19 protein-coding genes are annotated in these 19,704 nt (G+C 30.5%); 2 read left to right on the forward strand and 17 right to left on the reverse strand.

The window, feature by feature from the left end; translation table 11 throughout:
• Positions 1 to 76 precede the first annotated feature (76 nt).
• Positions 77 to 1,069: a radical SAM/SPASM domain-containing protein gene (locus HPRAE_RS06825; RefSeq protein WP_014553493.1), complete on the reverse strand. Its 993-nt coding sequence runs from the start codon at positions 1,067 to 1,069 to the stop codon at positions 77 to 79.
• Positions 1,070 to 2,245 carry a radical SAM/SPASM domain-containing protein gene (locus HPRAE_RS06830; RefSeq protein ID WP_014553494.1) on the reverse strand — a complete coding sequence of 392 codons (1,176 nt, stop codon included), beginning with the start codon at positions 2,243 to 2,245 and terminating at the stop codon, positions 1,070 to 1,072. It abuts the gene before it with no gap.
• A 196-nt stretch (positions 2,246 to 2,441) separates the two neighbouring features.
• Here HPRAE_RS06830 and HPRAE_RS06835 point away from each other — a divergent pair, with 196 nt between their 5' ends.
• Entirely contained in the window at positions 2,442 to 2,597 is a 156-nt protein-coding gene (locus tag HPRAE_RS06835) for a XapX domain-containing protein (protein ID WP_014553495.1), read from the forward strand.
• A gap of 100 nt (positions 2,598 to 2,697) precedes the next feature.
• Here HPRAE_RS06835 and HPRAE_RS06840 read toward each other — a convergent pair whose 3' ends face one another.
• The 9 genes from HPRAE_RS06840 to nadD all read right to left on the reverse strand — a co-directional run bounded on the left by HPRAE_RS06840 (position 2,698) and on the right by nadD (position 12,478).
• Positions 2,698 to 4,059 (reverse strand): MATE family efflux transporter, encoded by a 1,362-nt coding sequence (locus HPRAE_RS06840; protein ID WP_014553496.1) that lies wholly within the window; start codon positions 4,057 to 4,059, stop codon positions 2,698 to 2,700.
• A gap of 68 nt (positions 4,060 to 4,127) precedes the next feature.
• Entirely contained in the window at positions 4,128 to 4,565 is a 438-nt protein-coding gene (locus tag HPRAE_RS06845) for a SoxR reducing system RseC family protein (RefSeq protein ID WP_014553497.1), read from the reverse strand.
• A gap of 272 nt (positions 4,566 to 4,837) precedes the next feature.
• On the reverse strand, positions 4,838 to 6,700 hold the full coding sequence (gene feoB, locus HPRAE_RS06850; RefSeq protein ID WP_014553498.1) for a ferrous iron transport protein B: 1,863 nt from the start codon (positions 6,698 to 6,700) through the stop codon (positions 4,838 to 4,840).
• Positions 6,701 to 6,928: a FeoA family protein gene (locus HPRAE_RS06855; protein ID WP_014553499.1), complete on the reverse strand. Its 228-nt coding sequence runs from the start codon at positions 6,926 to 6,928 to the stop codon at positions 6,701 to 6,703.
• A 256-nt stretch (positions 6,929 to 7,184) separates the two neighbouring features.
• Complete coding sequence (gene leuS / locus HPRAE_RS06860; protein WP_014553500.1) at positions 7,185 to 9,680, reverse strand: leucine--tRNA ligase; 2,496 nt, start codon at positions 9,678 to 9,680, stop codon at positions 7,185 to 7,187.
• A gap of 56 nt (positions 9,681 to 9,736) precedes the next feature.
• Positions 9,737 to 10,111, reverse strand: coding sequence for a ribosome silencing factor (gene rsfS / locus HPRAE_RS06865; RefSeq protein ID WP_014553501.1), 375 nt, complete (start codon positions 10,109 to 10,111; stop codon positions 9,737 to 9,739).
• Positions 10,112 to 10,125: 14 nt separating this feature from the next.
• Positions 10,126 to 11,280 carry an LCP family protein gene (locus HPRAE_RS06870; protein WP_014553502.1) on the reverse strand — a complete coding sequence of 385 codons (1,155 nt, stop codon included), beginning with the start codon at positions 11,278 to 11,280 and terminating at the stop codon, positions 10,126 to 10,128.
• A gap of 3 nt (positions 11,281 to 11,283) precedes the next feature.
• On the reverse strand, positions 11,284 to 11,871 hold the full coding sequence (yqeK, locus tag HPRAE_RS06875) for a bis(5'-nucleosyl)-tetraphosphatase (symmetrical) YqeK (protein ID WP_014553503.1): 588 nt from the start codon (positions 11,869 to 11,871) through the stop codon (positions 11,284 to 11,286).
• Between the two features lie 4 nt (positions 11,872 to 11,875).
• The gene (gene nadD / locus HPRAE_RS06880) at positions 11,876 to 12,478 is read right to left on the reverse strand and encodes a nicotinate-nucleotide adenylyltransferase (RefSeq protein WP_014553504.1); all 603 of its coding nucleotides are present in this window, start codon (positions 12,476 to 12,478) and stop codon (positions 11,876 to 11,878) included.
• A gap of 138 nt (positions 12,479 to 12,616) precedes the next feature.
• Between nadD and HPRAE_RS06885 the strand changes: the two genes are divergently transcribed.
• On the forward strand, positions 12,617 to 13,135 hold the full coding sequence (locus HPRAE_RS06885) for a gamma carbonic anhydrase family protein (protein WP_014553505.1): 519 nt from the start codon (positions 12,617 to 12,619) through the stop codon (positions 13,133 to 13,135).
• Between the two features lie 59 nt (positions 13,136 to 13,194).
• Here the strand turns inward: HPRAE_RS06885 and HPRAE_RS06890 are convergent, their stop codons facing one another.
• The 6 genes from HPRAE_RS06890 to buk all read right to left on the reverse strand — a co-directional run bounded on the left by HPRAE_RS06890 (position 13,195) and on the right by buk (position 19,700).
• Positions 13,195 to 15,585, reverse strand: coding sequence for a homocysteine S-methyltransferase family protein (locus HPRAE_RS06890; protein WP_014553506.1), 2,391 nt, complete (start codon positions 15,583 to 15,585; stop codon positions 13,195 to 13,197).
• Positions 15,586 to 15,996: 411 nt separating this feature from the next.
• On the reverse strand, positions 15,997 to 16,527 hold the full coding sequence (locus HPRAE_RS06895; protein ID WP_041607271.1) for a 2-oxoacid:ferredoxin oxidoreductase subunit gamma family protein: 531 nt from the start codon (positions 16,525 to 16,527) through the stop codon (positions 15,997 to 15,999).
• Positions 16,528 to 16,529: 2 nt separating this feature from the next.
• Complete coding sequence (locus HPRAE_RS06900) at positions 16,530 to 17,276, reverse strand: thiamine pyrophosphate-dependent enzyme (RefSeq protein ID WP_014553508.1); 747 nt, start codon at positions 17,274 to 17,276, stop codon at positions 16,530 to 16,532.
• A complete protein-coding gene (locus HPRAE_RS06905; RefSeq protein ID WP_014553509.1) occupies positions 17,276 to 18,340 on the reverse strand; it encodes a 3-methyl-2-oxobutanoate dehydrogenase subunit VorB in 1,065 nt (354 codons plus the stop codon). The genes HPRAE_RS06900 and HPRAE_RS06905 overlap by 1 nt, the downstream gene beginning before the upstream one ends.
• Positions 18,341 to 18,377: 37 nt before the next feature.
• Positions 18,378 to 18,581, reverse strand: a complete 204-nt coding sequence (locus HPRAE_RS06910) for a 4Fe-4S binding protein (protein WP_014553510.1) — start codon at positions 18,579 to 18,581, stop codon at positions 18,378 to 18,380.
• Positions 18,582 to 18,629: 48 nt separating this feature from the next.
• Positions 18,630 to 19,700, reverse strand: coding sequence for a butyrate kinase (buk, locus tag HPRAE_RS06915; RefSeq protein ID WP_014553511.1), 1,071 nt, complete (start codon positions 19,698 to 19,700; stop codon positions 18,630 to 18,632).
• Positions 19,701 to 19,704 lie beyond the last annotated feature (4 nt).

A 19,704-nucleotide genomic window follows, 5' to 3' on the forward strand; every position in this document is an offset into this window, starting at 1 on the left:
AATTATAGATTTAAGTATTTGTTCTAAATAAGTATAGCATTTCAAAAAAGGAGTTTATATGATATGGATCACAGAGCTAAAAAGCAGTATTTTTTATAGAACAAAAAGGATCAGCTTCTAAGTAATCTCCACTATAGTAATAAGCTCTAGCTCGACAACCTCTACAGTTTTTACCATATTTACAACTGCCACATTTTCCTTTCCATTCTAAATTGCGCATTTTATTTAAAATTTCACTATTTTCCCAAATTGATTTAAAATCATTTTCTCTAACATTACCCACTTTTAAATCAAGATAAGCACATGGTTGGACATCACCAACTGGATTAATAATACAATAACTTGCACCTGCTAAACATCCATTTTGAAAACGGGTTTTAATTTCCAATTGATCAGCAGTTGCAATAAACTGAGGAGCACAAACTGGTTTAACTTCTATTTCTACTTCTTTTGATTTTTTCATAATTCTTTCTATTGCTTTTTGGTATTCTTTTTTAGTAATAGCATTTTCCTCTATATATGCTGCTCTTCCAGTTGGTACCATAAAGAAAATATGAGCTGCTTTGGCTCCAACCTGGACAGAATAATCAATCATTGCTTCTAATTCAGCTAAATTCCAATCCATTACTGTCATATGAGTTTGAAAAGGAATTCCAACTTTTTTTAACTCTGCAAATGAATTTTCAACTTTATTAAATAAACCTTTTTCTCCTCTAAATTGATCATGTTTTTCTGGATTAACACTATCAAGACTAATTCCAGCAGCTAAAACACCGGCTTTTTTTAATTTTTGAGCAGAATTAGAATTAATCAACCCCCCACCAGTTCCTAAAACTGGTCTAAGTCCAATAGCTGAAGCATAAGCCATTAATTCAAATATATCATCTCTTAACAATGGTTCTCCCCCAGAAAAAATCATTAAATGAAAATTGGCAGCTTTTATTTGATCTAACATTTTTTTAGCTTCATTTGTATTTAATTCTGTTCCTAAATCCTCACCTGCATTCCGATAACAATGAGGACAGCTTAGATTACATTTATTAGTTGAATTCCAAGAAATAATATTCATTTATAGCTCACATCCAATCTCTTTTTCATTTAAATAACAACCAGGATCTGCTCCCCACAAATCTCCTGCTGCAAAAGCACGAGCTCTTAAATTGCCGTTGCATATTTCTAAAAAATTACATTTAGAACAGCGTCCAGTAAGTTCTGCTTTTCTATTTCTAATTTTATTTAAAAATTCATTATTTTTATTTGTCCAAATTTCAGCAAAAGATTTTTCTTTAATATTACCTAGATTAATAAAACGACTAAATTGATCTATATAAACATTTCCTTGATGATCAATATTAGCAATTGCACTTCCACTTCGATTACCACCACTTTTTAGAAGTTGATTATAAATATATTTAGCTTTTTTTTCATTTTTTGCTTTAGTTTTTAAGTATAAATAAACTCCATCTGTATGATTATCAACTGTTAAAATTTCTTTAGGATTACCTTGGTCAATAAAATATTGAGTCCAATTAATAATTTTATCAATTACTTTCTTTTTCTTTAAATCACTTAGTTCAGCTTCTTTTATATTCTGACCACGACCAGAATAAACTAAATGATAAAAACAAACTCTTGGTATTTTTTCTCTCTCAATTAAATTAAATACTTGATCTAATTGTTGATAATTATGCTGATTAATTGTAAAGCGAAGACCTACTTTTTGTCCAAATTTCTGGCAATTTTTGATTCCTCTTAAAGCTTTTTTAAAAGCTCCCTTTTTACCTCTAAATTGATCATTAACAGCTTCCATTCCATCTAAACTAACGCCAATGTAACTAACAGCAAGAGATTTTAATTTTTTCACCATTTTTTCAGTTAAAAGAGTCCCATTTGTAGAAATTACTACTCTAAGATTTCTACTTTTAGCCTTTTCTATTAATTTTACTAAATCTTTTCTTAACAAAGGTTCTCCTCCAGATAATAATAAAACTGGAACCTTAAAATCTGCTAATTGATCAATTAATTTTAAAGCTTCTTTTGTGTTTAAAGTTGTTTTCTTTTTTATTTGATTTGAATTTGAATAACAGTGTTTACAATTTAAATTACATTGAGAATTAATATTCCAAGCAATAACTGGTCCCATCCCTAAACGCGTACCAGTTACCGATTTCTTACAATCTTGATCATAACGAAGTTGATCACCATAAGTATTAAATTCTGTTAACATTTTAGTTATATTAAACATACTTCACCTCTAAAAAATAATTTTGTTCATCATCTTATTTTAATATAGAAAATAATTTAATTCAAATTAAAGCTAAACTAATAAATCAGTAAATTGTATAATTATTTTGACAAATGAGAAAAAATATAATAAAATATAATTGTCAGTTGTCTGACGTCTAACTAAATTTATAATTTTTTATAAAGGAGAATTGATTATGAATGAAGCTTTATTGGCGACTTTTTCTGGTCTAATTGTGGGAAGTCTTTTTTCTTTTCTCAAATTACCTATTCCTGCTCCTCCAACTTTATCTGGAATAATGGGAATTATTGGGATTTATCTGGGCTTTATGCTAACTAAAACCTTTTTTTAAAAAGCAATAAAATTTCTTTTTTATCTTTTTTAAATTAATCTTAAAACCCCACTCTAGAATTCTAAAGTGGGGTTTTAGCTATATAAATTAAATTTTAATTTTAAATATTTATTAACTTCCAGTTACCTTTTTTAAATCTATAAATCACATAACTACCTCTAACTATCCAATCAATAACCATTGCACTCCAAGCTCCAAACAGCCCTAAACCTAGAGGATGAACTAAAATATAACCAAGTAATAATCTAAAGATCCAAGTTGAAATTGCTGTTGAATAAAATACGGCTTTGGTATCACCAGCTCCTCTTAAAGCACCAGCAAAAATAAATTGAGTCCCCATTGGTATTTGGGCTAAAGCAATAATTCTTAAATTTAATGAGGCTTTAGTAATTATCTCAGGATCAGTAGTATATAATTTTACTAATTGTTCAGGAAAAATCAATAAAATAAGAGCCATAAATCCCATAATTAAGGATCCTATTTTCCAGGCTTCAAAAGTTCCTTTTTCAGCTCCTTCTGGATTTTTAGCACCTAAATTTTGGCCAACAATTGTTGTTGCAGCCACTGCAATTCCAAAACCAGGCATATACGAGATTGACTCTGCATTTAAAGAAATTTGATGAGCAGCAAAAGCTGTAGTTCCCAATGAAGCTATAACTCTAATAAATAAAAGTTGTGCCAACCTTCTTACAGATTCTTCCATTGCAGTTGGAATTCCAACTTTTAAAACTCTTTTAATTAAATTTAAATCAAATCTAAAAAAGCCTTCAATTTTCATTTTTAAAACACTATAATTTGTAAAAGTTAAGGTTAATAAAATTATACCACCAAGAGATCTGGATAAAGTGGTAGCCAAAGCTGCTCCATTAACCCCAAGTTTTGGGAAACCAAAATTACCAAAAATAAAAAGATAATTACCAAAAATATTTAATATATTAACCAAAATATTTACCTTCATTGGAGTTTTAGTTTCACCAGCTCCTCTTAAAGCAGCTGTCACTATAAAAGCTAAAACCATAAAAATAAAGCCTGGACTAATCATTCTTAAATAACCTGTACCTAATTTGATTACTTCTGCTTCTCCCCCCATAAAAATTAATAGCTTCGGAGCAGAAAGATAAAAAATAAAAGCAAAAAATACTGAAAAAATTAAAGACATCAAAATAGATTGTTGTAAAACAGAAGCAGCTTTTTTATTTTGATTAGAACCTGTAAATCTAGAAACTAAAGCCGTAGTACCTACCCCGAGTGCTGAAGCCAAGGCAGTAGAAAAAAATACAGGCTGCATTGTTAAACCAATTGCAGCCACAGAAGAAGCCCCTAAACGACCAACCATCATCATATCAACTATTTGAGTTACAGTTGCCAGTGATTGTTCAGCTATCACAGGCCAGGCCAATTTGAAAATAACTTTTTTAGTCGAACTATTTTCATTTATAATTGCTTTATTATCATCTACCACTAATTGACCCTCCTTGGAGCAAGCCCATGAGCTTTGTCAATAGACTTTTAACCAAAAAACTATTAAAATTAATTCTCCTTAACTACTCTTATAATCTGAGGATGAAAATAACTTTTAGCTCCTGCTTTTTTATCAAAAAATCTTAAAAATAGAAAAGAAAAAAAGAAACCAGCTACTGATCCAATAATTCCAGCAATCTCTATATTACTTATAAAACTACTAAAGAAAGATCTTCCAGCAAAATAACCTCCTACAATTGCAAACAGAGGCATTAAATAAACCATAACAGCTGAAAATAAAATTGGTTTTGCATCCATCTCTAACTCAACTGTACTTCCAATTTCAGCATCTATAGGATCATTAACTAAAACTTCCATTTCTTCTACTTCATGTGAATCACCTGCTAACATACATTTTTCATCACACTGATGACAAGCAGATCTTTTTACAAGTTGAACTAAACTTTGACCATCTCGTTTTTGTATAACTTTGGCTCTTTCTTTCATTATTTATCACTCTTTCATTTTTTATTCTTTGAAAAAAATATTTATAATTTCTTTGATTTAAATAAAGAGCAGCCTGCACATTCTGAACATTTTTTAAATAAATAACTATTACAGCGAGGACATCTTAGCTGCTTAAATTTTTTAAATTGATAACCACAAGTTGGACAACTAATTTTTTTAGTTATTTTAGTTGGGGAAGTCTTTTTACAATTATTCATGCCAAAACACCACTTTCTTGCTAGTTTGTAACTAAAACTAATTTTAAAGTTAATTTAAAAAATTAGTAAATTAACAATTCCACCAGTAATAAAAGCAGTAATCCAGCTTCCTAACCAAATATAGACAGCTTCTTTAAAATTTCTTTCTTTAACCATAATCATCATAGCTGCAATACATGGAACAAAAAGGGTTAGAGTAATTAAAGAAATTGTAATTTGAGCTGGACTTAAGATAATAGCTGTTAAACCAGCTGCTCCAAAATCGCGTCTAATAATCCCCATAACAAAAGCAGTTGCAGTTTCAGCAGGTAAACCAAGCCATTTTACTGTAACTGGCTTTGCTAAATTAGTAATCAAAGCTAATAACCCTGTTTTTTCTAAAACAGTAATTAAAGCAGCTCCAAAAACAAAAATAGGTCCTGCCTCTTTAACAAAAGCAATTGTTTGTTGAGATGTTTTATTAAAAACATTCTTTAAATCAGGCAATCTAATTGGAGGTAAATCAATTAGTAAATCACTTGATTCGCCTGGTAAAACCTTATTTAAAAAACTACCAGAAATTACATAAACTGCAAAAATAGTTGAGATATAAACTAAAATATAAAATAAATCAAGTTGAGCAATTAAACCTGCTATTACTCCTAATTGAGCTGAACAAGGAATAGCTAAACCTAAAAGAAAAATAGCAATAATTCTTTCTCTTTTAGTACCTAATAAACGGGTAGTAATTGTAGCCATTGTTACACAACCAAAGCCTAAAAGCATAGGAATAATAGCTCGACCATTTAAGCCTATTTTTTGTAAAAGACGATCCATTAAAACAGCAATCCGAGGTAAATAACCAGAATCTTCTAGAATTGAAAGCAAAAAATAAAAACCAGCTACTAAAGGTAATAATAATCCAAAAATATAAGTTACTGCCATAGTCAAAATTCCATAATCTCCTGCTAATAATTCTCCAAAAAAGTTTTCTAAACCAATCGAATTAGCAATTAAATTTCTAACAATTGGTTCATAAACTCCAGCAAAAAGATAACCCTCTGTAAAATCAACTATTGTTTGAGCTACAAAAACTCCAATAAATTGATAAATTATATATAAGAGCATTAAAAGCATTGGGATAGCTGTTATTGGCTTTAGCATATAAGCTCCAATTTTTCTTGCTAATTGACTTGTGTTTTGATCATAACTTAAAACTTGATCCGTTATTTGATCTATCCGCTGACGACGAGCAGTATAAATTTCTTCTCTTAAATCTGGAATTTGCTTTAAGTTTGAATAACGACAGCGAATATTTTCATCCTCTTCTAATAGCATTAGTGAATCTGCTTTATTTTTAGTTTTTGACTTAAAATTATCTAGAACTTTTTTTAATTTTTTATTATCAGAAAAAATATTATTTCCCTTTACTGCCTGATCAATTGTGTTTTTCAGCTTTTCTAAACCTCTATTTTTAGCAGCCGTTGTTGGAATTATAGGAACTCCAAGTTCTTTTTCTAAAGCTTCAAGATCAATTGAAATATTATTTTTTTCTACTTCATCCATCATATTTAAAGCAATAATTATTTTTTTATCTAGATCAATCAGTTGTTGAGTCAAAAATAAGTCTCTTTCTAAATGACTTGCATCAACAACATTGATAATAATATCAGCAGACATAATAAAATCCCTAGCTACTCTTTCCTCATCATTTATAGATCCAACTCCATAAACACCTGGGGTATCATAAACAGCATCATCTCCCATTTTACCACTGCTAATATCAAGAGTAGTTCCAGGATAATTAGAAACACTGACATAAATTCCAGTCAGATAATTGAAAAATATTGACTTACCTACATTTGGATTTCCAGCTAATACTATTTTTTTATCAGCTTCCAATAAATTTTCAGTTTCAATTTGACCACATTCGTTCAACTAAACCATTCCTTTTTGCTTAACACTAATTTTTTCTGCAGTTCTACGTCCAATAGCTATTTCTTGTAAGTTCTTTTTTAAAATCACAGGGCCACCAGGCATTAAACCTGCACATTCAATTTCTGAACCTTCACTAATTCCAAAACGCAAAGCTTGTAAACGAGTATTTTTATCTTCAATTTTATCTATAACAAACTTTTTACCATGCTTCATATCAACTAAAGTCATTAATTTTACCTCCTGCTATTTTAAATAAACTTTATTAATTTCAATTTATTTAATAAAAAGTTAATCTAATCAATTTAGTTCTTTGGCTATTCTTATTATACTGAAAACGATTTTCAAAGTCAACATAATTCATTAATTAAGCTTGATACATCAAGCTTAAAAGTAATTATTATTAATTAGAAAAACTCCTGAGAATTCATGTTCAAATTATTCTCAGGAGTAATTTTAAACTATTTTATTTTATAAATATAGATAATTATTTTATAACAAGGTTAACTAACTTTTGTGGAATGTAAATAGTTTTCACTAAATTTCCATCTGCAAGATAATCTTTTATTTTTTCTTCTTCCATAACCTGAGCTTTAACTTCTTCTTCAGAAGCGTCGGCTGCTATTTTAATTTTATCTCTCACTTTACCATTAACCTGAATTACAATTGTCAACTCATCCTTTTTTAAAGCTTCTTCTTGATAAACAGGCCAGTCTGATTTATGAACATTTTTCGAATGACCTAAAAGTTCCCATAATTCTTCAGTAATAAAAGGGGCAAAGGGGGCAAGTAAAAGTACAAGGTTTTCTGCTACTGCTTTAATTAAAGGAGCATTAGTTTCTTCAGAACTACGATCATTTAAATAAGAATAAACTTCATTAGTTAATTCCATAATAGAACTAATAGCTGTATTAAAGTTTAATCTAGACCCTATATCTTCACTTACCTTTTTAATACTAGCATGCATTGTTCTATAAAGAGCTTTAGCATCTGGATCTAATTTAGAGCTTTCAAGTTTAGAATTAGTATCCTTAATTAGTTCTAGATTTTCAGTTACAAAGCGCCAAACTCTATTTAAAAAGCGATCTGCTCCTTCAACACCTTTGTCACTCCATTCTAAATCTTTTTCAGGAGGAGCAGCAAAAAGTATAAATAAACGGGCTGTATCAGCCCCATATTCATCTAAAATATCTTTAGGATCAACTACATTACCCTTAGATTTAGACATTTTAGCACCATCTTTCAGCACCATTCCCTGGGCCAACCAGTTTGTAAATGGCTCAACATGTTCTGTTAAATCCATATCATATACTACCTTAGTGAAGAAACGAGCATATAGTAAATGCAAAATAGCATGCTCAATTCCTCCAATATATTGATCAACAGGGAACCATTGATCTAATTTTTCTTTAGTAAAAGGAACTTCTTTATTCTTCGGATCTGCATAACGCATAAAATACCAAGAAGAATCAACAAAAGTATCCATTGTATCTGTTTCTCTTTTAGCGGCTTTTCCACATTTAGGACAGCTAGTATTAACAAAACTATCTACCTGTTTTAGTGGGGATTCCCCAGTAGGAGAAAATTCTACATCATGTGGAAGTTTAACTGGCAAATCTTCTTCTGGTACTGCTACAGCTCCACAGTCATCACAGTAAATTATCGGAATTGGCGCTCCCCAATAACGCTGACGAGAAATTAACCAGTCACGCAAACGATAATTAGTTTCTAATTTAGCAAAACCAGCTTCAGAAAAATCTGCTGTCATTTGAGTAAAAGCTTCTTCTACTTGTAGACCATTATATTTCTCAGAATTAATTAAATAACCATCACCAGTATAAGCAGTTTTCATTTTTGAACCAATAAGTTCTTCTTTTTGATTTTCCGGCTGAATTACTGCTGTAATTTCAATATCATACTTTTGAGCAAAATCAAAATCACGCTGATCATGAGCAGGTACAGCCATAATTGCACCTGTACCATATCCCATCAAAACATAATTAGCTATATAAATCGGTATTTTTTTACCATTAACAGGATTTTCAGCATAAGCTCCTGTAAAAACACCTAGTTTTTCAGTTTCAGCTGAAGTTCTTTCTTGTTCTTTTTGTTTTTTTACTTTTTGAATAAACTCTTGCACCTCTTCTTCTTTCTTAGTCCCTGCTGTTAATTCAGCTACATAAGGATGCTCAGGTGCTAAAACCATATAAGTTGCCCCAAATAAGGTATCTGGTCTAGTAGTAAAAACTTCTAAATCCTTTTCAAGTTTTGGCAAAGCAAAATTAACTCTACAACCTTCACTTCTTCCAATCCAATTTTTCTGCATGGTTTTTACTTTTTCTGGCCAGCCATCTAGTTCTTTATGATCTGCCAAAAGTCTATCTGCATAATCAGTAATCTTTAAAAACCACTGTTCTAAGTCTCGTAGATCAACTTCAGTTCCACAGCGCTCACAAGCATCATTAACAACCTGCTCATTTGCAAGCACAGTTTCACAACTTGGACACCAATTAACAGTAGATTCTTTTTTATAAGCTAGATCATCATTAAACATTTGTGTAAAAAACCATTGAGTCCACTTATAATAATCTTCTGCAGCTGTTGTTACTTCATGGTCCCAGTCATAACTTAATCCCATTGCTTTCATTTGTTCTTTCATATGAGCAATATTATCCCAGGTCCATTCTTTAGGATGAATATTACCATGTTTAATTGCTGCATTTTCTGCTGGAAGTCCAAAGGCATCCCAACCCATTGGATGTAAAACATTATAACCTTTCATTCTTTTATAACGTGCAATAACATCTCCAATTGAGTAAACTCTTACATGTCCCATATGTAAATTACCAGATGGATAAGGAAACATTTCTAAAACATAATAGTTTTCCTTAGCAGGATCAGCACCTGTTTTATGTAAATTTGAGTCTTCCCAATTTTTTAACCACTTATTCTCTACTGCTTGAAACGGATAATAATCTTGCAAAGATCTTCACTCTCCTCATTTATTTAAAATTTGTCTATTAATTAAAATTTTTAATTTTAATTTTCTTCAACTTTTTCTTCATCTTGACGTAATATTTTTTCCGCATCTGACCAAAGTCTTTCTAAATCATAATATTCTCTTTCACTTTTCTTAAATACATGCACAATCACATCAGCATAATCAATTAAAACCCATTTTGCATCATTCATACCTGCCATTCTTTGGGGCTCAATTCCTTTTGCTGCAAGTTTATCTTCAATTGCTCTAGCAACTGCTCGCACCTGTTTATCAGAATTAGCACTACAAATAACAAAATAATCTGCAATTACAGTTAACCCCTGCACATCTAAAACATCAATAGCCTCAGCTTTTTTATCATCAGCTGTATCAGCAGCCAGTAAAGCTAGATCTTTAATACTTAAATTAGACATTAATAAATTCCTCCTTAAACAGACTTTTGATAGCCTGCACCAACTATAATCTCTATAGTTTTATTTGATTTTTTTTCAATATAATTAGTTTTACCATTAATTAGTTCTGCAATTTTAGCAGCAGTTTTTTTATCTTCTTGATTATAATATTTAACTATTGATTTTTGATAATTATAATTATCTGCATTCTCTACTTCAGTTATTTGAAATCCATATTTTTTAAGTAGTTCAGCGGTTTCAGAAGCAGCACCAGCTTCTCCAACCCCATTTAAAATTCTCAACTTGTAACTCTTATTTTTAATATATGATTTATTCCGAATTAAATTAGCAACCATAATTTCTGTTGCCTCTAAATCTGGAATCCAATAACTTATGTCATTAATATATTTAGCCTCTCCTGGTAACATTTTGGTTTCAATTTTATCTAAATTTATTTCTTTAGCTGTACTAATAAATGGACTAATATCTTTAAGTGGTATATTAGTATTAATAGCATTATTTACTTCCTTAATAATTCCAGGAATTTTAGTTACTATTTTAGGAGAAAGGACTTTCCTTAAAACAGCGTCAATAAACTTTTGTTGTCTTTCAATTCTGCCAATATCACCTCTAAAATCACGATATCTTACATACTGAAGTGCCTCTTCTCCCTTCAAATTTTGCTGGCCTGAAGGGATATTTATATATAGTCCCCCTGCTTTATCAACATAATTTAATTTATGAGCTATCTCAATCTCAACTCCACCAATTTTATCAATAATTTTTTCAAATCCATTAAAATTAGTTTCTAAATAATAATCAATATTAATATCAAGCAGATCTTCTATTGTTTTTTGAGTCAGTTCTATACCACCATAAACATGAGATGAATTTAATTTAGTAAAATCTCTTTTTGGTGAGTCAACATAAGTATCTCTAGGTAAAAAAACTAAAGAGGCCTCATTTGTATCTATATCAAGGCTTATTAAAATAATAGTATCTGCTCTAGTTGGTCCATTAACATCAGAATCATAACCAACAGCAAGAATATTAACTTTATTTTCTTGAAAAGGATTATTAGAATCTATTTGACTCAATTCTGAATTCCAAACAAAAGGTATTCCAATACCTATAATAACTAGAAATATAATTAAAGCTATATATTTCCAATCAGTTAATTTTTCTAGCATTTATTAATCACTTCTTTTCAGTAATTTATTTCGTAAATCATTTGAATAGGGATGAATAAAGTTGTTTTGGTTTAACTGATATTTAATTATATGGCTTGTAATTAAATATAATCCGAATTCAAAGTTTTTTTCAATCTTAGATCTAATTTCATCTAAACCAGCAAAACTTCTATCTTCTGCAATAAAATCTGCAGCATAAATAATTTTAGCTAAATTTCCCATCTTAGGGTGGCCCAAAGTATGATAACGAATTGCTTCTAAAATTTCATCATCATCAATATTAAATTCTTTTTGAGCAATAACAGCACCCGCTGGAGCATGTAAAACTGGAATAATACTTAATTCTAAATCATCTAAAATCCAGTTAGAATTTTTTATTATTGTCAATAATTCATCTTTTTCTTTATTTTTGGCTATATCATGTAATAAAGCTGCTTTTTTTACTTTTTCTAAATTTAAATTAAACCGATGTGCTAAATTTAAAGCTGAATTAAGGACTGATAAACTATGCAAATATCTTTTTTCACCTAATTTTTCTTTTATTTTTTCTAAGTCAAGCTCAGTTTTTAATTCTTCTTGTTCTAATTTCATTTTATCACCTATAAAGATTATTTTTTTTAATATATTTTTCAATTTGACTTAAAGTGAGATAACGAATAGAATTCCCTTTTTTAAATTCATTTCTAATATAAGAAGAAGAAATTTCAATGTTTAAACCGTGATAGGTAAAAATATTTTGTTGATAAGCTTGATACCTTTTTTTTGCTAAAATTTCTTTGAAATTATAACCAGGTCGATTAAAAACTATAAATTTTCCTTCTGATAATAAAAAATCTGCTTTTTCCCATTCAAAAATATTTGCCAAAGAATCTGCACCTATAATAAAAAAAACTTTTTCTGCCTTAATTTGTGGCACAAATTGAGATAGAGTTTTAGCAGTATAAGAATAACCTTTTGCTTTGATTTCCCAATCTGAAAGTAAAAAAGAAGGATTATCTTTGACAGCTAATTTTAACATTTCATATCTGACTTGAGCAGATGAAATCTTTTTGTCTTTCTTATGTGGGGGTGATCCTGCTGGCATAAAAATAATTTCTGCCAATCCGAAATTATTTTTTATTTGTTCTGCCAAAATAAGATGCCCCAAATGTGGAGGATCAAAAGTTCCTCCAAAAATAGCTATTTTTTTTTCTGACATATTCTCCACCTCTAATTTTATACATCTTTAATTATAAATTATTTTTTCATTGCTTGCAAGTAAATGCTTTATTAAAAAAGGATTTTAGAACTCGAGATAGAAATAATTAGAGTAGAATAAAAATTGGAGGAATTTAAAATGATATATAATTTTAAAGATAAGAATCCTAAAATTGAGCAAAATACTTTTATTGCTCCTGGGGCTAATGTTATTGGCGAAGTTAAAATGGGCCAGCATAGCAGCATCTGGTATAATACAGTGGTTAGAGCTGATATGGCTGAAATAACAATCGGTAAATATTCAAATATTCAAGATAATTCTACTGTTCATGTTGATAAAAATCAGAAAGTAGAAATTGGAGATTATGTTACTGTTGGTCATAATGCCGTTATTCATGCTTGCCAAATCGGTGATAAATCACTAATTGGGATGAATGCTACCATTTTAAGTGGAGCTAAAATTGGTGCAGGTTCAATTATTGGCGCTGGAGCTTTAGTTCCAGAAAATGCAGAAATTAAGCCTGGTAGTCTGGTTTTAGGGGTTCCGGCTAAAGTAGTTCGTGAGCTTGATCAAGAAAAAATTGCAGGCCTAAAAGAACATGCTCTTCACTATGCAGAATTAGCAGCTGAACAAGCAAATATCAAAGAAATTAAATAATTAATAATTTAAAGCAAAGCCTCCTCGAAAAATTAAGGAGGCTTTTTTATTAAAACAATTTAATCTAGAAAAAGATTATTTGCAATCTCCACTGCAGTTTGAGCATCTTGTGCATAAAAATTTGCTTTGATCATTTTGGCATAATCTGCTGTTAAAACTGCCCCACCTACCATTATTTTGCAATTAGGAGCAGCTTTTTTGACTGCTTTAATCACCTTTTGCATATTTTTAACAGTTGTAGTCATTAAAGCACTTAGTCCTAACAGTTTAATTTCATTTTTTAAAACTGTATTAACAATTTTTTCGGTTTCTATATTCTTTCCTAAATCAATTACTTGGTAATTGTAATTTTCTAATAAGACTTTAACAATATTCTTACCAATATCATGCACATTTCCTTCAACAGTTGCCAGTAATATTTTTCCTTTAGCTAGTTTTTGATTATTTTCTTGTTTCATCTGCATTTTTAAAACTGAAAATGATTCTTTAACTGTTGCAGCAGTTTTTAAAAGCTTTGGTAAAAATAACTCTCCTTTTTCATATTTTTCTCCAACAAGGTTAAGAGCTGGAATTAAATGTTGATCAATTATTTCTAAAGGTTCTTTTTCTAATAAAAGCTCTTTAGTTAATTTTTTAGTTTCATCTTTTAGACCACTAATTATTAGTTCTTTTAAATCCTTTTTTTCACTTTTTTGTTTTTTTGTTTTAATAGTTTTACTTTGATTTTTAAAATGAGAAATAAAATCTATATATTTTTCTGCTCCTTGATCTAAATTCTTCAAAACTGATACCGCTTTCACTGTGGCCATCATCTCTGGATCATTAGGATCCATAATTGCTAAGTTTAAACCTTGAGCAAGGGCCATCGTTAAAAAACTTCTATTTAAAATTGATCTAGCAGGTAAGCCAAAAGATATATTAGAAATACCAAGAATAGTTTTAACTTCTAATTTTTCCTGCACAAGTTTTAAAGCTGTTAGAGTTTTTTCTATTGACTTAGGTTGAGCAGATACAGTTAAAGCCAAACAATCAATAATAATTTTATCTTTACTAATTTTTAATTCAACGGCTTTATTTACTATTTTTTCAGCAATTTTTAAGCGACCAGCAGCTGTTTCAGGTATACCATTTTCATCTATTGTAAGACCAATAACAAAAGCTCCATATTTCTTAGCTACAGTTAAAACCTTCTCTAAACTATCTTTTTTACCAGTAACTGAATTAATTATAGCAATTCCATTATAATTTCTTAAAGCTGTTTCAATAACCTCTAAATTGGTAGAATCAATTTGTAAAGGTTTAGTTATATTCTGCTGTAATTCTTGAATAAATTTCAACATCATCTTTTTCTCATCTATTTCTGGTAAACCAAGGTTAATATCTAAAATATCAGCTCCAGCTTCTATTTCTGCTAAAGCAATTTTCAGCAAATAATCTAAATTACCTTTTTTAAGATTTTCTTTAAACTCAGCTTTACCTGTCGGATTGATTCTTTCTCCAACTACATTAATTCCACTTAAATCAGAATATTCTACAGCTGAACAAACTAAGTCTTTTTTTATTATCTTTCTTTTTTTTATTTTTTTTCCTTTTAACTTATCTGCAATCAAAGAAATATATTCTGGTGTTGTACCACAACAACCTCCAATTATTGCTAATCCTTGCTGATAAAGCCTAGCCAATGGTGTGTAATATGTGGCAGGAGATATTTTATAATTAGTTTTACCAGCTTCAATTACTGGTAAGCCTGCATTTGCTTGCAAAATAACAGGTAGTTTAGAATATTTAAGTATTTTTTCTACTAATACTTCTGCTTTTTTAGGTCCTAGAGAACAATTAAGACCAAGTGCATCTACGCCTAAACCTTCTAAAACTGAAATCATAGATCTTAGATTACAGCCAGTAAATGTTCTGCCACTTTCTGTAAAAGTCAGAGTACAAAAAATAGCTAAATCTGAATTTTCTTTAGCAGCTAAAACTGCTGCTCTAGCTGCTGCCAGTTGTGAAATAGTTTCAATCTGAATTAAATCAATCCCATTTTCTACTCCCAAAAGTACTTGTTTTTGATAAAGTTTATATGCTTTTTTAAAACTTAGTTTACCATTTGGTTCTATCAATTCTCCTAAAGGCCCTAAAGAGAGAGCTATATTTGCTGCAAATCCAGATTCAGCAACTGCTACTTTTGCATTTTTAACAGCTGCTGAAATAATTTGTTCAACTGAGTATTGACTACCCTTAAGTTTTAAAGAATTTGCTCCAAAAGTATTTGTGGTAATAATATCGGCTCCTGCCTTTAAGTAGCTTTTATGAATTTCAATAATTCTTCTAGGAGCTTCTAAGTTCAATTTTTCTGGAAATTTGCCAATTTCTAAACCCTGTTTTTGGAGAACAGTTCCCATGGCCCCATCAAATATAATAACTTCTTTTCCTAATTTAGACTTTAAGTTCAAAATAAAATCACTTTCCTTTTTAACAAAATTTTTTTAGTTTAATAATTTATAGCTAGTCAAAATATTATCTGTTTTGCTATAGTTTTGGTTTAATAATTAATATTCTAGTTAAGAATCTCTATCCCTTTTTAAAATATAAATAACTTATTTTAAATTTAGTATAATTTAATTAGACACTATTTTAATATTTTAATAAATAAAAATATAATAGAACAAAATGTCCTTCGGACAATCTGTAATACAGTAAGGTTAAATTTTGTTGATGTCGGAAATTATGGAGCTATAAATATTATCCACAACAAACCATTAGGTATAATTTCCTAGACATTAAAAAAATAAGCGGCTTAACCCCTTATATTTAGGGCACAGCCGCTTAATTTTTTTATCTATTTTAAAATTAATATACTTAAATTAAATTTCATTTCCTTTAGCCAAAGCTTTTTCATTTATTGGAATTAAGCCATGTCTTCTTTCAGGCAAAACATTTTCCAAAGAATTTTTAACTGTATCTAGACTTACTATTTCTTTTTTTGCAATATAGGCACCAAGCATTGCCATATTAGCAGCTTTATTATTACCTAGTTCATTAGCTATTTTATTTGCAGGAATTTTTACTACTTCAACATCATCTCTTTCAACTTCTTTACTGATAAGAGAAGAGTTGACAAATATAGTTCCACCTGACTTAACTTTGGGAGCAAATTTATCTAAAGAAGGCAAATTCATAACTATAATTGAATCAGGCTTTGAAGAAAGAGGTGAAGGTATTTTTTTGTCTGAAACAATAACTGTACAGTTAGCAGTACCTCCTCTCATTTCTGGTCCATAAGATGGCATCCAGGAAACCTCTTTGCTTTCTTTCATACCAGCATAAGAAAGCAATTTTCCAATCGACATTACTCCTTGTCCTCCAAATCCTGCCATAATCACTTCTTCTTTCATCATTATTCTACCTCCTCTGGCACATTTATTTGACCTAGAGGGTAAATAGGCATCATATTTTGATCAAGCCATTCTATTGCCTCAACAGGACTAATTCCCCAGTTTGTTGGACAAGTAGATAAAACTTCTACTAAAGAGTAGCCTTTACCCTCTAATTGCATTTCAAAAGCTTTTTTAATTGCTTTTTTAGCTTCTCTTATATATTTAGGTTTATGAACTGCAACTCTAGAAACATAAGCCGCTCCATCAGTTAAAGCTAACATCTCTGTTATTTTTATAGGATAACCAGCTTCTTTAGCATCTCTACCATAAGGAGAAGTAGTAGTTTTCTGTTTTATAAGTGAAGTCGGGGCCATTTGCCCACCTGTCATCCCATATATAGCATTATTAACAAAAATAGTGGTAATATTTTCTCCACGATTTGCAGCATGAACACTTTCGGCAGTACCAATAGAAGCAAAATCACCATCACCTTGATAAGTAAAAACTACTTTGTCAGGATGAACTCTTTTAATACCAGTTGCAACAGCTGGAGCCCTCCCATGAGCAGCTTCATGCATATCACAATCAAAATATTCATAAGCAAGAACTGAACAACCAACTGGAGCAACTCCAATAGTTTGATCTTTTATTTCCAGTTCATCTATAACTTCAGCTATAATCCGATGGATTACTCCATGAGTACAACCTGGACAATAATGAAACTCTTTATTTGATAATGAATCTGGATAACCTGCTATTTTCTCCATTATCTATCACCTCCAAGATGTTTTTTAATTTCTGCATATATTTCTTCAGGAGAGGGTATCATACCACCAGTTCTTCCATAAAAATTAACTGGTTTTTTTCCTTCTACTGCTAATCTTACATCTTCAACCATTTGACCTGTACTCATTTCAACAGCTAAAAAAGATTCTACTTGATCTGCTGTCTCAGAAATGATATCAGTTGGAAATGGGAAAAGGGTTATAGGTCTAATTAAACCAATTTTTAAGCCATCGTTTCTTGCCATTTCCATGGCACTAATAGCAATTCTGGCGGTTGTACCATAAGCTACAATTGCCAAATCAGCATCTTCAAGATTATAAGTTTCATATTTAACTTCATTTTCACGCATTTTATTATATTTTTCTTCTAACTTCCAATTATGATCTTCCAGTGTTTGAGGATCTAAAGCAAGTGAGTTTATAATATTTTTCTCTCTTCCCTCTGCACCATCTGTAGCCCATTCTTTTTTAGGTAACTTTTCAGGATCAATTGCTTCTTTAAATTCAACAGGTTCCATCATCTGACCAATCATTCCATCTCCAAGAATTAAAACAGGATTACGATATTTATCTGCTATTGCAAAAGCTTCCATAGTCAGATCAGCTAATTCTTGAACTGATGAAGGTGCAAGTACATATAAGCGAAAATCTCCATGTGCCATACCTTTTGTAGCTTGAAAATAGTCTGCCTGAGATGGTTGAATACCTCCTAACCCTGGGCCACCTCTCATCATATTAACAATAACTGCAGGCAGCTCTGCTCCTGCAATATAAGAAATACCTTCTGCTTTTAGACTGATACCTGGACTAGATGAAGAAGTCATCACTCTTGCTCCAGAACCTGCAGCTCCATATACCATATTTATAGCTGCTACTTCACTTTCTGCTTGGATAAATGTTCCCTTCACTTCTGGTAATCTGCGAGCCATATAAGCTGGTATATCATTTTGTGGTGTTATTGGATAACCAAAAAAATAACGACATCCTGCTTTTATAGCTGCTTCACCAACAGCTTCATTTCCTTTCATTAAAATTTTTTCTCCCATAATTAATACCCTCCCTATTTTTGGAGTTATCTATTTTTTATTTATATAAACTGATTACTACATCTGGACACATCTGAGCACACTGACCACAGCTAATACAGGCATCTTGATCTATAACTTCAGCTGGCTTATAGCCATGACTATTTATTTCATCTGCTATTTTTATAATTCCCTTGGGACAGACTGTAGTACACAATTTACAGCCTTTACACCTTTCTGTGTCAAAGACTACTTTTTTCATATATTTAAGCCTCCTTTAACTTAGATAAAGTTTCTAATAAAATAATTATTAACCATATTTTTTTACTTGTTCTTCTCCTTTTAAGACTCTATAAGCTCCACTTGCTAGTGATTTTAATTCTTCTTCTCCTGGATAAATTTTAATTGGTGCAATAAATTTGACTAATTCTTTGACATGCTCAATAAAATATTTTGAATATGCTATTCCTCCTGTAAGAATAATAGCATCTATCTTCCCCTTATTTACTGGAGATAGTGAAGCAATTTCTTTGGCAGTTTGATAAGCCATTGCTTTAAATACAAGCTCAGCTTTTTTATCACCAGTTTTGATTCTCTTTTCAACTTCACGCATATCATTTGTGCCAAGATAGGCTACAACTCCACCATTACCTACTAATCTTTTTTTGATTTCAGAATAAGAATAATCATCATTATAACATAATTCAAAAAAGTCAAATGTAGGTAAGCCACCACTTCTATTTGGAGAAAATGGTCCTTCACCACTTAAAGCATCATTAACATCTATTACTTTTCCTTTTTTATGAATTCCAACTGAAATACCACCACCTAAATGAGCTACTATTACAGTAATATCTTCATAATTTAAATTATTTTCTTTAGCATATTTACGGGCTACTGCTTTTTGATTAAGAGCATGGAAAATACTTGCTCTCTCTAGCTCAGGTATTCCAGAAAGGCGCGCTTCAGGCTGTAATTCATCAACAACTACTGGATCAACTATATATGCAGGAATATTAGTTTTATCAGCAATTGCTTTAGCAAGTAAACCGCCTAAATTACTAGCATGCTCACCTTGAATGCCAATTTTAAGATCTTCAACCATTTTTTTATTAACTGCATAAGTTCCACCAGGAACTGATTTTAATAAACCACCTCTTCCAACTACAGCAGAAAGTTTTCCCAACTTAATTTCTTTTTCTGACAGAAATTCGAGAATATAAGAAAGCCGAAGATCCATTTGATCAGTAATTTTTTCAAATTCATTTAATTCTTTTGAAGAATGAGAAATATTTTCCACAAAAACTTCTTCTAGTTCTTTATACAATCCTAGTTTACTAGAAGTTGAACCAGGATTTATAGCTAAAATCATTTCTGACATGAAA

This window comes from Halanaerobium praevalens DSM 2228 (assembly GCF_000165465.1).
Taxonomy (GTDB): Bacteria; Bacillota; Halanaerobiia; order Halanaerobiales; family Halanaerobiaceae; genus Halanaerobium; species Halanaerobium praevalens.